Raw genomic sequence first — 11,285 nt, 5'->3', positions numbered from 1 at the left:
TGCTCGGCAGGACCGCTCGGCAGCTCGTTTGCGAAAGCGATATAGGTGTGCTTTTCGGTCGCACAAGACCTTGGCAGGGCGTGCCGGCAACGGTAGTTCCGCCCTGACAAATGGGGGAGAATCCGTCGTGAAATCGTACCTTGCTGCCGCCTTGCTTGCCGGATGCGCCTTCGTTCTGACCGGATGCGGCGACGCGCCGGCGCCGCAGGCCGAAGTCGATACAACGGGCATCGACGGGCTGGCGATCACCGACGGAAAGATGGTTCTGAACGCGGTCGAAGGTAATCCGGCGGCGGTCTATTTCCAGCTCGCTTACGAAGGCGATCGAGGCCTCGCGATACGCAGCGCGTCGGTCGAAGGCGCGCAGAGCGCCATGATCCACGAATACGGCGACAACCAGGGCAAGCGCGAGATGATGGAAGCGCTGCCGATCACGCTCAGCAAGGGGACCGAGCTGGCCTTCGAGCCGGGTTCGCGCCACGTCATGGCGATGGGCGTCTCCCCGGACCTCAAGCCGGGCGGCACGACCGACGTCACCCTCACGGTTTCTAGCGGCAAGTCCGCCACCTTCCCGGTCGACATCGTCGCTGCCGGCGAAGTCGAGGAGCCCGAAGACTGACGAAGGCAGAACCGATCGCGCAAGGTGCGGTCTGCCCGGTGGGCGGAGAGCGCCCGCTCACGCCCGGCGAAATCGAACTCGCCCGGACGGTTTTCGGGACCGCGATCGACTATGGCAAGGTGACGATCCGTCGGCGCAAGTGGTTTCCCTTGCAACCCAAACGCGTGACCATGGCTCCGCGCGGACACCTGCACTTTCATCCGCTTGGCCAGAATTATTGCGATGACTTCTCAAGTGCCAGCCTGACGATGCAGGCGCACTTCATCCACGAGATGACGCATGTCTGGCAGACCCAGACACTGGGCGACTGGTATCTCGTCACGCGGCGGATGCCCTGGGCGCGCTACGACTATTCTTTGCGCCCGGGATGGCCGCTCGAGAAATACGGGATCGAGCAGCAGGCCGAGATCGTGAAGCATGCCTTTCTGCTCAGGAACGGCCTGAAGCTGGCCGGGATGGCCGATGTCGCGGCCTACGATGTGCTGGTCAATTTTCCGGGCGCCCTCAGGCACAGCACGGGCGGTTGAAACGAGAAGGGCCGCCGTTTCCGGCAGCCCCACTCTATTGGTTCGAGCTTGGTTCCGCTTAGTAGCGCGGATCGACCGGGTAGCCCCGCGTGTCGAAGCAGTCGTCGTCCAGGTACCCGTCGCGGTCGTAACCATCGCACTTGTCGTTCTTGTCCACGAAGTAGCCCGCGAGCGCCCCTGCTGCAGCGCCGGCAAGCGCATAGCGCGTGATATCGCCCCCGGTTACCGCGGCGATGCCGGCACCTGCGGCGGCTCCTGCCAATCCGCCTTCGGCTGCATAGTTCTCGGCGCAGGCCGAGAGCGAGAGTGCCGACAGCGCAAGCGCCGGTGCGATAAGAATTTGCTTTTTCATGGCTTTCGTCTCCGACTGTCCCTGTTCCGTTACCTACGGATGGGTCAGGCCAGAGTTCCGAACGGCAGGAATCAGTCAGGCTTCTTGGCGACGGCGACCATGGCCGGACGCAGCAACCGATCCTTGATCATGTAGCCGGCCTGCATTTCCTGAACGATCGTTCCAGGCTCTGCATCGCCGGTCGGAATTTCCATCATCGCCTGGTGCTGGTTCGGGTCGAGCGGAAGACCCATCGCCGCGATGCGGCTGATGCCGTTCTGGGCGAACACCTTGTCGAGCTCGCGCTGGGTGGCCTCGACCCCCGTGACTAGGCCCTTGAACTTGCTGTCCTCGCGCAGTTCCGACGGAACCGCCTCGATCGCGCGTGCAAGGTTGTCGGCTACCGAGAGGATGTCGCGCGCGAATCCGGTCGCGGCATAGGCCCGGGCATCGGCCACGTCCTTTTCCATCCGGCGACGCACGTTCTGCGTCTCCGCCTTGGCATAAAGGGTTTCCTGCTTGGCAGTCTCGAGATCGTTGCGCAGCGATTCCAGCGCCGCAGCCAGATCGGCCTCGCCTTCATCCGCTTGCGCGTCCGCACCGTCATCGAGGAATTCCTCGGGCACACCTTCGAGTTCCTTTGCAATCGCATCGTCGTGCGACTTGTCGTTGTCGATCATTGTCAAAAGTTTCCAGCTATCCGATGAGCTTGCCCAGCGAGCGGGCTGTCAGATCCACCATGGGGACGACGCGCGCGTAATTCAACCGCGTCGGGCCGATCACGCCCAGCACTCCGACGACCCGCCCTTCCCGGTCGCGATAGGGCGAGGCGATGACCGAGGAGCCGGAAAGCGCGAACAAGCGGTTCTCGCTGCCGATGAATATCCTGGTCGAACCGGCCTCGCGCGCATTTTCCAGCAACTCGGCAACCGATTGCTTGTTCTCGAGATCGTCCAGGAGCAGGCGGACGCGCTCGATATCGCCCAGGGCCGCATCGTCGAGAAGGTTTGCCTGCCCGCGAATGATGAGCACCGGCCTTTGGGCCGCGTCCTTGCTCCATACTGCGAGGCCCTGTTCGACCAGCGCCTCGCTCACTTTATCCAGCTGGCTGCGCCCGGCGCTGATCTCCTGTCGCATGGCCGAAAGCGCTTCTGCCAGGGTGCGCCCCGCAAGGCGCGCGGTGATATAATTGCTCGCCTGTTCCATCGCGGAAGGCGGGATGGCACCGCCGGTCTCGATCACGCGATTTTCCACCGACCCGTCTTCGCCGACCAGTATTGCCAGCGCCCGGCCCTGACCCAGGTTGACCAGGTTGAACTGCGCGAGCCGCTGCTCACGCGTGGGAACCATGACCATGCCCGCAGCGCCGGACAGATCCGACAGGATCGCGCTGGTCTGTTCCAGCGCCTGCTCGATCGGGCCGGGTGCGGAAAGGCGATTTTCGATCGCGGCACGTTCCTCGCGCGTCGGCTCGGCCATCCGCATCATGCCGTCGACGAACAGGCGCAGGCCGCTTTCGGTCGGCATCCGGCCCGCGCTGGTATGCGGAGCCGCGAGCAGGCCCAATCCTTCCAGTTCGGCAAGGACCGAACGGATCGAGGCAGGCGAGAGGTCGAGCGCGGAATTGCCGGCTAGGGTCTTCGATCCGACCGGCTGCCCGCTTTCCAGATAGCCTTCCACCACCATCGCGAAGATCTGGCGCGCGCGGTCGGTCATTTCGGCGATCGGCGGGGTCGGCATGCAAACTATCTAGTCGATGCCCTTGCAGGCTCAAGCGGCAAACGCCTAACGCACCGGCAGAAACGAATCTGACAAGGATAATCCATGCGACCTTCCGGCCGTGCGCCTGACGAAATGCGCGCCATCACCATCGAAACCGGCTTCACCAAGCACGCGGAAGGATCGTGCCTGATCAGCTTCGGCGAGACGCGCGTGCTGTGCACTGCCAGCGTGGAAGAACGCATCCCGCCGTGGCTGCGCGGCAAGGGTGAAGGCTGGGTCACGGGAGAGTACTCGATGCTTCCGCGTGCCACACATACCCGCGGTCAGCGCGAGGCAGCCCGCGGCAAACAGAGTGGAAGAACTCAAGAAATTCAGCGGCTTATCGGGCGTTCCTTGCGCGCAGTCGTGGACATGAAGAAGCTCGGCGAACGGCAGATCACGCTCGATTGCGATGTCATCCAGGCCGATGGCGGCACGCGCACGGCGTCGATCTCTGGTGCCTGGGTCGCGTTGCGTCTCGCCGTCAACGGATTGATGCAGCAGGGCCTGATCAAGGAAGACCCGATCGCGGCAAAGGTCGCGGCGATTTCCTGCGGCATCTACCAAGGCACGCCGGTGCTCGACCTCGATTACCCGGAAGACAGCAACGCCGAGGCCGATGCAAACTTCGTGCTTATCGAGGGCGGCAAGATCGCCGAGGCTCAGGCGACCGCCGAGGGCGCACCGTACGACGAGGAAGCGTTCCTGCGCCTGCTCCGCCTGGCGCAGATGGGGTGTGCCAAGGTCTTCAAGGCACAGGACGCGGCCGTGGCATGACGCGCCGTATCGGCTCCGGGTCACTCGTCATCGCAACGCACAATGCGGGCAAGCTTAAGGAAATATCCGCCTTGCTCGCCCCGCATGGCATCAAGTGCATCAGCGCGGGCTCGCTGGGCTTGCCCGAACCGGCGGAGACCGGGACGACCTTCGTCGCCAATGCGCTGATAAAGGCGCGTGCGGCAGCCGAGGCATCGGGCCTTGCCGCGCTGGCCGACGACAGCGGCCTGTCGGTCGATGCACTGGGCGGACGTCCGGGTGTCTACACCGCCGACTGGGCCGAGCGGCAGTGGTTCGAAGGCGAGCCGGGGCGCGACTGGTACATGGCGATGGGCAAGGTCGAGGGGATGCTTCAGCAACTCGGGCCGGACACCGATCGCAGCGCAGCCTTCCATTGCGTACTCGCCATTGCCTGGCCCGACGGCGAGCATGTCGCCTACGAGGGGCGATGCGACGGGTCGCTGAGCTGGCCGCCACGGGGAGCGATGGGTTTCGGCTACGATCCGGTCTTCGTGCCCTCGGGTAGCGACAAAACGTTCGCCGAGATCGACCCTGCCGAAAAGCACGCGATCAGCCACCGTGCGGATGCGTTCGCCAAGCTGGTCGCCGACCAGTTCGGCTAGAGCACGCTCAAGCTTCCTTGCCGTAGGTATTGCCGGCCGGCCAGTACCGGCAGACGAGAAAATCGTTGGTCCGGCCCTTGGCAACCGCGCATCCGACTTGCTGCGTGTCGCGCCAGATGATCTGGCTGTAGTGGCCGACGTCCCGCCAGTTTCCGGTCCGTGAGATGTTCGGGAAAGTGCCGGGCTTGAAGTGGCGCCGCTCGTCGATGAATCCGCCGATCATGTCGCCGGCACTGTAGTAGCCGGCGTAGCCCATCCACAGGTTCTCGCCCGCACCGCCCCGCTCGGCCTGGCTGGAATGTTCGAGCCGGTCGCTGCGAGCGAGGCGATCCGCCCACCGCTTCGCATCCTGGGCCAGCTTGCTGCTCCATGCGAGCGGCGGCTTCCCCAGTCGCTTGCGCTCGACATTATGGTGCATGAGCAATTCGGCCGCGAAACCGCTGCTTGCCTGCACCGGCGGCGTCTGCATCGCCATTCCAGCCAGCATCGCACCCGTCACCAGCGCCAATCCGATGGCATGTTTCATGTTCGACCCGTCCCGATCCCTTTAATCTGCGTAGCGTCCAGCTTGACTTTGCAGGCCGCACGCTGCCCATAATCCCTGATGGCGCGCGCGCTCTACATTCACTGGCCCTTCTGCATAAGAAAGTGCCCTTACTGCGACTTTAACAGCCATGTTCGCCAGGACGTGGACCAGGCGCGGTGGGCGGCGTCGATGCTCGCCGATCTGCGTCACGAAGCCGATATAGCCGGTGGTGAGCCGCTCGAATCGGTGTTCTTCGGCGGCGGCACTCCATCGCTGATGCCGCCGGAGACCGTCGCAGCGCTTCTGGCAGAGGCCGAGCGTCTGTGGGGCTTTGCACCCGGTATCGAGATCACGTTGGAAGCCAATCCCTCCTCGGTGGAAGCGGCGAATTTCGCGGCACTCGCGCAGGCCGGGGTCAATCGCGTTTCGCTGGGAATTCAGTCGCTTCGCGAGGAAAGCTTGCAGTTTCTCGGACGGCTGCACAACGTCGGGGAAGCGCTGGACGCCGTCGAGACCGCACAAACCAACTTCGATCGCGTCTCGATCGACCTGATCTACGCGCGCCCCGGCCAGACCGAGGACGCGTGGCATGAGGAACTGTCGCAAGCGCTGGCGCTCGGCACGGACCACATGTCGCTATATCAGCTGACCATCGAGCCCAACACGCGCTTTGCGACCGACGTCCGGCTGGGCGCCTTCGACCCGCTGGCAGACGATCCTGCCGCAGATCTCTTCGCGCTGACCCGTGCATTGACCGCCGAAGCGGGTTTGCCCGCATACGAGATCAGCAACCACGCGCGTATCGGGCAGGAAAGCCGGCACAACCTCGCCTACTGGCGCTACCGCGATTACTTCGGGATCGGCCCGGGCGCGCACGGGCGGCGCGGAGGTACCGCCACCTTGCGGCACAAGAAGCCCGAAAACTGGCTGGCTGCGGTCGAGAACGGCGGTGACGGCATCAAGGAAGCACGCGACCTGGGCCTGCGCGAGCAGGCGAGCGAAGCGCTGTTGATGGGCTTGCGCCTGGCCGAAGGCCTGGATCTGGGCGAACTTTCCGGCCGCTTCAGTATCGCGCAGCGCGACCTCATCGCGCCCGAAAAGCTGCGGCTCTATTCCGACCTCGGTCTCGTGCGGCAAGACGGCAGCCGCATCACGGTGACCGACAGCGGGATGCCGCTCCTCGACGGGTTGCTGGCAGAGCTCGTTCCCGAGGCGCTCGTGTCGGCATGAGCAAGGCCGACCTGCTCGAAGACTGGCGCAATTATCTCCTCCACGACCGGCGCCGCTCGCCCCACACGGTCCGCGCCTATCTCGCCTGTGCAGACCGCCTGCTCGATCGTGCAAGGATCGCCGACTGGCCCGCCGCCGCGCGGATAGACACGCAAATGCTACGGGGGCAGCTGGCCCATCGCCGTAGCGAAGGCTTGTCCAATGCCTCGGCAGCGCGAGAACTGTCGGCGCTAAAGTCCTTTATTTCCTACGCAAAGACCCAGGTGGGCGAAGACGAAGCCTCTGCGCCGCGGCTGCGCGGCCCCCGGATCAAGAAAGGTCTTCCCCGGCCCGTCACCCCGGACGAAGCGATCAACGTCGCGGATCTGGCCGGCGGGCTGGCTAGAACAGACTGGATCGGTGCGCGCGACCGGGCCGTGCTGCTGCTGCTTTACGGCTCGGGCCTGCGGATCGCCGAGGCGCTCTCACTGAAGGGCGGCGACGTCCCACTCGGCCCGACGCTTCAGGTAACGGGTAAGGGTAACAAGCAGCGGGTCGTGCCCGTCCTCCCGATCGTGCAGGAAGCGGTCGCAGATTATCTCGCCCAATGTCCGTGGCCAATCCCCCGGGAGGAGTTGTTGTTTCGCGGGGCCAAGGGTGGTCCGCTCAGCCAGGGGATGGTGCAAAAAGCGATGGCGCAGGCGCGAAAGGCGCTCGGTTTGCCCGACACTGCCACGCCCCACGCCCTGCGCCACAGTTTCGCGACGCATCTGCTGGGTGCCGGGGCAGACCTGAGGAGCCTGCAGGAACTGCTCGGCCATGCCTCGCTCGGCTCGACGCAAATCTACACAAAGGTCGATGCCGCGACGCTGCTCGATACCTATCGCAACGCGCATCCCCGCGAACGCAAGGGCTGACCATCAGCGCTGGGCGCGCGGCTTCCAGGTCGCGAGCCGCCACAGGTAACCGGCGACTCCCAGAGCGAGGAACCCGAGGATGACGTAACCGAGGATATGTTGCGATTCGGCGAGCCAGATCGAGAGCCGGCGTCCGCCCTCGATCAGCAGCAGGTTCCAGATCGCGACACCCAGCGTCGTATAGACGAGGAAGCGCACCCTGCCCATGTGCGCGATCCCGGCCGGGAGCGAGATCATCGTACGCAGGAACGGCGTGAAGCGCAGGAGGAAAACGACCCACGGGCCGTGCTTCTGGAAGAAACTGCGTGCCTTCTCGATGTCTTCCCATTCGAGCGTCAGCCAGCGACCGCGCCTGTCGATGAAACCTTCGAGGCGATGCTTGCCCCAGGTGGCGCCGACCCAGTACCATGCGTAGTTTCCGGCAGTCGACCCGACCGTGCCGGCGATCATCAACGGCCAGAAATCCATCGTGCCCCGGGCCACGGCCATGCCGCCGACGCCCATGATCACTTCAGACGGGATCGGGGGAAAGATGTTCTCGATCGCCATCAGCAGGAAGATGCCGAAATAGCCGCCCTGCTCGATCGCACTGATGATGAAATCCTGCATGGGCGCTCAACGCGCCGGACGGATTACCGCTCCGACATTTCTGCGTGGCGACGTTCGAGCGCATCCCAGATGAGGCCGGGCGTGTCCGTACCGTTGAACTTGTCGATGGCGACGATGCCGGTGGGCGACGTCACATTGATCTCGGTCAGCCACTTGCCACCGATCACATCGATCCCGACGAAGACCAGCCCGCGGCGCCTGAGTTCAGGCCCCATGGCATCGCAGATCTCCTGCTCGCGATCGCTGAGCGTCGTCGCCTCGGCATGGCCACCTTGCGCCAGGTTGGAGCGGAACTCGCCCTCGCCCGGAAAACGGTTGATCGCACCGGTCACTTCGCCGTCCACCAGGACGATCCGCTTGTCGCCTTCGGCCACCTCGGGAAGAAACGGCTGGACCATGTGCGGTTCGGGCCAGGTCTGGTTGAAGACTTCGAACAGTGCTGAAAGGTTCGATCCGTCCGCATCGATACGGAAGATCGCCTTGCCGCCATTGCCGTGCAGCGGCTTGACCACCACCGCACCGTGCTTGCGCTGGAACGCCTTCACGTCGGCGAGCGTGCGGGCAACCAGCGTCGGAGGCATGAACCGCGCGTAGTCGAGGACGAACATCTTTTCGGGCGCATTGATGACTTCGCGCGGGTCGTTCGCGACCAGCGTCGTGCCTTTGAGCCGATCGAGCAGCAACGCCGCGCTGATGTAGCCGAGGTGGAACGGCGGATCCTGCCGCATGAGGATGACGTCGATCTCTTCGGCGAGATCGATCTTGCGCAGTTCACCGGCGATGAAATGATCGCCGGCGACACGCTTGACCGTCACCGGCTTCGCCCAGGCGGTGATCTGGCCATTCTCCCATGCGAGAGTGGTGACGTCGTAGTGCCACACCGAATGGCCGCGCTCCTGCGCCTTCAGCATCAGCGCAAAACTGCTGTCGCCCGCGAGATTGATCGATTCCAGCGGGTCCATCTGGACGGCTACGCGCAAGGCCATGTTGTCTCCCTAAGGCTGCCAGGCGTTGACGATGTGGCGCGGCAGGCTCCTGGGTGCAAGGAGGATCACGTCGACACGGATGTCTTCACCATCTCGTGCGTATTCGTGGGCGACCGCTTCGACAGCGGCGGCAACCCGCTGCAGGCGGTATTGGTCGATCGCGTGGTCGAGTTCGGCAGCGCTCTTGCGCCACTTCACCTCTATGAAGGCAACGATCCTGCCACGCCTTGCGACGAGGTCGATCTCACCGAGCGGTGTCTTGCGGCGCCGGTCGAGAATGCGCCAGCCTCGTGCCTGCAGCCAGAGCGCCGCGCGCGCTTCGCCCGCCCTGCCCCTCTGCTCGGCTTGCTGGCGCTTCACCTGCCGCGCAATTCCAGCGCGCGGGCATAAAGCAGCTTGCGGTCGAGCCCGGTTTCCCTGGCGACCTGCCCTGCGGCCTGGGACGCCTTCATCGTGGCAAGCGCCTCTATCAGCAGGGCATCCGCGTCCTCGGCATTGACTTGCTCCTCGACAGGAGGCGCGACCAGCAGCACGATTTCTCCCTTGGGCGGGTGCGCCGTGTAATGCTCGGCCAGTTCCTCGGGCGAAGCGGTGCGGCATTCCTCGTGCAGCTTGGTCAGTTCGCGGGCGACCGAAACCTCGCGCCCGGGCAGCGCGTTGGCGATCGCATCGAGGCTCTTGGTCAGGCGCGGCCCGGTTTCGTAGAATACCAGCGTGGCCTCGACCGCTGCAAGCTCTTCGAGCGTCTCGCGGCGCGCCTTGTCCTTGTTCGGCAGGAAACCGGCGAACAGGAAGCGATCATTGGGCAAGCCCGACAGCGTCAGACCGACGACGGCGGCACACGGTCCCGGCAGGCTGGTCACCGCGATACCGGCTTCACGGCAATCGCGCACCAGGCGATATCCCGGGTCCGAAACGAGCGGCGTGCCGGCATCGCTGACCAGCGCCACGGCTTTCTCGCGCATCGATTCGACCAGCCTCGCCCGGTCGCGCTCGCCCGAATGATCGTCGTATCGCCACAATGGCTTGGACAGCTTGAGATGCTTCATCAGCTTGCCCGTGACGCGCGTATCCTCGCAGGCGACACCATCGCATCGCGCCAGAATGTCGGCTGCCCGCATAGTGATGTCGCCGAGATTGCCAATCGGCGTTGCCACGATGTAGAGGCCGGGCATGAGGGGCTCGTGTTGCACGCGCGCACCAATGACGATTTGCACGGGGAGCGGCAAGGATGAAGCGTTTCAGGATCGATCGGCGCATGCTGATCCTCGCGGGGGCTTCGGCCCTGATGGCCGGGTGTTCGGTCATTCCCAAAGGTGCCGAGCCGACGACCGGCCCGGTAACCACTCCGACGCCCGAACCCAGTTCGACATCGCTTCCGACCGACGAAACGCGCCACCGGATCGCGCTGCTGGTCCCGCTCTCGGGCTCGAACGCCGCGGTCGGGCAATCGATCTCGAATGCGACGACGATGGCGCTGCTCGATACGAACGCCGACAACCTGCGCATCACTACCTACGACACGGCGAGCGGCGCGCGCGCCGCTGCCAAGCAGGCCGTTGCGGACGGCAACAAGGTCATCCTCGGCCCGCTGCTCGGCAACAACGTGGGTGCGGTGCTGGCCGAAGCACGGCCGGCCAACGTCCCGCTCATCTCCTTTTCCAATGACACCTCGGTCGCCGGCGCCGACGTCTTCGTGATGGGCCAGATTCCCGAACAATCGATCGACCGCACGGTTCGATACGCCCGTTCGCGCGGTTCCAACGCCTTTGCCGCGATCATTCCCGATGGCGAATACGGCCGGCGTGCGGAAGCCTCGCTCACGGCCAGCGTACGCGCCGCCGGCGGATCGATCGCGGCGATCGAACGCTACGATCGCGGCAACACCTCGATCATGAGCGCGGCTCAGCGGCTGAAAGCAAAGGGCGGCTACGACACCGTGCTCATTCCCGACGGTGCGCGGCTCGCGGCCACTGGCGCAGCGGAACTCAAGGCCGGTGGCGCTGCGACCCAACTGCTCGGAACGGAACTGTGGTCGGGCGAAAGCTCGGTCGCGAGCTCGACGTCCTTGCGCGGAGCCCTGTTCTCCGCCGTCTCCGACGGACGCTACCGCCGCTTCAACGACAGCTACAAGTCGCGCTTCGGCAGCCAGCCCTACCGGATTTCGACGCTCGGCTACGACGCCGTGCTCCTCGTACTCAACGTGGCACGCGACTGGAAGGTCGGCCGCGTGTTCCCCGTTGCCAAGCTCCGCGACAGCGGAGGATTCCTCGGTCTCGACGGTCCGTTCCGGTTCCAGCGCAGCGGAGTGGTCGAACGATCGATGGAGGTCCGGCAGGTCCGTGCAGGCGAAGTGGTCGTCGTCGACGGCGCTCCCGCGAAGTTCAGCGACTGACGATA

15 protein-coding genes are annotated in these 11,285 nt (G+C 64.8%); 7 read left to right on the top strand and 8 right to left on the bottom strand.

Annotated elements, in window-relative coordinates; all coding sequences use genetic code 11:
* The first annotated feature begins 127 nt into the window (after positions 1 to 127).
* Positions 128 to 619 (top strand): copper chaperone PCu(A)C, encoded by a 492-nt coding sequence (locus GRI48_RS01560; protein ID WP_337190745.1) that lies wholly within the window; start codon positions 128 to 130, stop codon positions 617 to 619.
* A 38-nt stretch (positions 620 to 657) separates the two neighbouring features.
* Complete coding sequence (locus tag GRI48_RS01555; RefSeq protein ID WP_160670414.1) at positions 658 to 1,146, top strand: vgr related protein; 489 nt, start codon at positions 658 to 660, stop codon at positions 1,144 to 1,146.
* 58 nt (positions 1,147 to 1,204) lie between these two features.
* Here GRI48_RS01555 and GRI48_RS01550 read toward each other — a convergent pair whose 3' ends face one another.
* The 3 genes from GRI48_RS01550 to hrcA form a co-directional block, all read right to left on the bottom strand.
* A complete protein-coding gene (locus GRI48_RS01550) occupies positions 1,205 to 1,498 on the bottom strand; it encodes a glycine zipper domain-containing protein (RefSeq protein WP_160670411.1) in 294 nt (97 codons plus the stop codon).
* A 71-nt stretch (positions 1,499 to 1,569) separates the two neighbouring features.
* On the bottom strand, positions 1,570 to 2,157 hold the full coding sequence (gene grpE, locus GRI48_RS01545) for a nucleotide exchange factor GrpE (RefSeq protein WP_160670408.1): 588 nt from the start codon (positions 2,155 to 2,157) through the stop codon (positions 1,570 to 1,572).
* 16 nt (positions 2,158 to 2,173) lie between these two features.
* A complete protein-coding gene (gene hrcA, locus GRI48_RS01540; RefSeq protein WP_160670405.1) occupies positions 2,174 to 3,217 on the bottom strand; it encodes a heat-inducible transcriptional repressor HrcA in 1,044 nt (347 codons plus the stop codon).
* A gap of 84 nt (positions 3,218 to 3,301) precedes the next feature.
* Here hrcA and rph point away from each other — a divergent pair, with 84 nt between their 5' ends.
* Both rph and rdgB read left to right on the top strand, forming a co-directional pair.
* Entirely contained in the window at positions 3,302 to 4,015 is a 714-nt protein-coding gene (rph, locus tag GRI48_RS01535) for a ribonuclease PH (protein ID WP_160670402.1), read from the top strand.
* Entirely contained in the window at positions 4,012 to 4,638 is a 627-nt protein-coding gene (gene rdgB / locus GRI48_RS01530; RefSeq protein ID WP_160670399.1) for an RdgB/HAM1 family non-canonical purine NTP pyrophosphatase, read from the top strand. Before rph ends, rdgB begins: the two co-directional genes overlap by 4 nt.
* Before the next feature lie 7 nt (positions 4,639 to 4,645).
* Here rdgB and GRI48_RS01525 read toward each other — a convergent pair whose 3' ends face one another.
* Positions 4,646 to 5,164, bottom strand: coding sequence for a CAP domain-containing protein (locus GRI48_RS01525; RefSeq protein WP_160670396.1), 519 nt, complete (start codon positions 5,162 to 5,164; stop codon positions 4,646 to 4,648).
* 78 nt (positions 5,165 to 5,242) lie between these two features.
* Between GRI48_RS01525 and hemW the strand changes: the two genes are divergently transcribed.
* On the top strand, positions 5,243 to 6,394 hold the full coding sequence (gene hemW, locus GRI48_RS01520) for a radical SAM family heme chaperone HemW (protein WP_160670393.1): 1,152 nt from the start codon (positions 5,243 to 5,245) through the stop codon (positions 6,392 to 6,394).
* Positions 6,391 to 7,290 carry a tyrosine recombinase XerC gene (locus GRI48_RS01515; RefSeq protein WP_160670390.1) on the top strand — a complete coding sequence of 300 codons (900 nt, stop codon included), beginning with the start codon at positions 6,391 to 6,393 and terminating at the stop codon, positions 7,288 to 7,290. Before hemW ends, GRI48_RS01515 begins: the two co-directional genes overlap by 4 nt.
* Positions 7,291 to 7,293: 3 nt before the next feature.
* Here GRI48_RS01515 and GRI48_RS01510 read toward each other — a convergent pair whose 3' ends face one another.
* From GRI48_RS01510 to rsmI, 4 genes are read right to left on the bottom strand one after another with little or no spacing between them, the layout of a single operon-like run.
* The gene (locus GRI48_RS01510; protein WP_160670387.1) at positions 7,294 to 7,899 is read right to left on the bottom strand and encodes a DedA family protein; all 606 of its coding nucleotides are present in this window, start codon (positions 7,897 to 7,899) and stop codon (positions 7,294 to 7,296) included.
* Positions 7,900 to 7,922: 23 nt separating this feature from the next.
* The gene (gene gshB / locus GRI48_RS01505; protein ID WP_160670384.1) at positions 7,923 to 8,885 is read right to left on the bottom strand and encodes a glutathione synthase; all 963 of its coding nucleotides are present in this window, start codon (positions 8,883 to 8,885) and stop codon (positions 7,923 to 7,925) included.
* A gap of 9 nt (positions 8,886 to 8,894) precedes the next feature.
* Positions 8,895 to 9,245, bottom strand: coding sequence for a YraN family protein (locus GRI48_RS01500; protein WP_160670381.1), 351 nt, complete (start codon positions 9,243 to 9,245; stop codon positions 8,895 to 8,897).
* Positions 9,242 to 10,060: a 16S rRNA (cytidine(1402)-2'-O)-methyltransferase gene (rsmI, locus tag GRI48_RS01495; protein WP_160675216.1), complete on the bottom strand. Its 819-nt coding sequence runs from the start codon at positions 10,058 to 10,060 to the stop codon at positions 9,242 to 9,244. The genes GRI48_RS01500 and rsmI overlap by 4 nt, the downstream gene beginning before the upstream one ends.
* Before the next feature lie 56 nt (positions 10,061 to 10,116).
* On the opposite strand from rsmI, the gene GRI48_RS01490 reads away from it, so the two are divergent.
* Positions 10,117 to 11,280 (top strand): penicillin-binding protein activator, encoded by a 1,164-nt coding sequence (locus tag GRI48_RS01490; RefSeq protein WP_160670378.1) that lies wholly within the window; start codon positions 10,117 to 10,119, stop codon positions 11,278 to 11,280.
* Positions 11,281 to 11,285 lie beyond the last annotated feature (5 nt).

The sequence above is a fragment of the Qipengyuania oceanensis genome, from assembly GCF_009827535.1.
GTDB lineage: Bacteria > Pseudomonadota > Alphaproteobacteria > Sphingomonadales > Sphingomonadaceae > Qipengyuania_C > Qipengyuania_C oceanensis.
Note: the sequence above shows the minus strand (reverse complement) of the source record. Positions and strands in the feature narration are given on the sequence as shown.

What these genes read in the sequence shown, in the direction of transcription:
- GRI48_RS01510 (WP_160670387.1), bottom strand. Translation starts at nt 7,899, where the DNA reads ATGCAGGATTTCATCATCAGTGCGATCGAGCAGGGCGGCTATTTCGGC.
- GRI48_RS01490 (WP_160670378.1), top strand. Translation starts at nt 10,117, where the DNA reads ATGAAGCGTTTCAGGATCGATCGGCGCATGCTGATCCTCGCGGGGGCT.
- GRI48_RS01525 (WP_160670396.1), bottom strand. Translation starts at nt 5,164, where the DNA reads ATGAAACATGCCATCGGATTGGCGCTGGTGACGGGTGCGATGCTGGCT.
- grpE (WP_160670408.1), bottom strand. Translation starts at nt 2,157, where the DNA reads ATGATCGACAACGACAAGTCGCACGACGATGCGATTGCAAAGGAACTC.
- rph (WP_160670402.1), top strand. Translation starts at nt 3,302, where the DNA reads ATGCGACCTTCCGGCCGTGCGCCTGACGAAATGCGCGCCATCACCATC.
- GRI48_RS01550 (WP_160670411.1), bottom strand. Translation starts at nt 1,498, where the DNA reads ATGAAAAAGCAAATTCTTATCGCACCGGCGCTTGCGCTGTCGGCACTC.
- hrcA (WP_160670405.1), bottom strand. Translation starts at nt 3,217, where the DNA reads ATGCCGACCCCGCCGATCGCCGAAATGACCGACCGCGCGCGCCAGATC.
- gshB (WP_160670384.1), bottom strand. Translation starts at nt 8,885, where the DNA reads ATGGCCTTGCGCGTAGCCGTCCAGATGGACCCGCTGGAATCGATCAAT.
- rdgB (WP_160670399.1), top strand. Translation starts at nt 4,012, where the DNA reads ATGACGCGCCGTATCGGCTCCGGGTCACTCGTCATCGCAACGCACAAT.
- GRI48_RS01515 (WP_160670390.1), top strand. Translation starts at nt 6,391, where the DNA reads ATGAGCAAGGCCGACCTGCTCGAAGACTGGCGCAATTATCTCCTCCAC.
- rsmI (WP_160675216.1), bottom strand. Translation starts at nt 10,060, where the DNA reads ATGCCCGGCCTCTACATCGTGGCAACGCCGATTGGCAATCTCGGCGAC.
- hemW (WP_160670393.1), top strand. Translation starts at nt 5,243, where the DNA reads ATGGCGCGCGCGCTCTACATTCACTGGCCCTTCTGCATAAGAAAGTGC.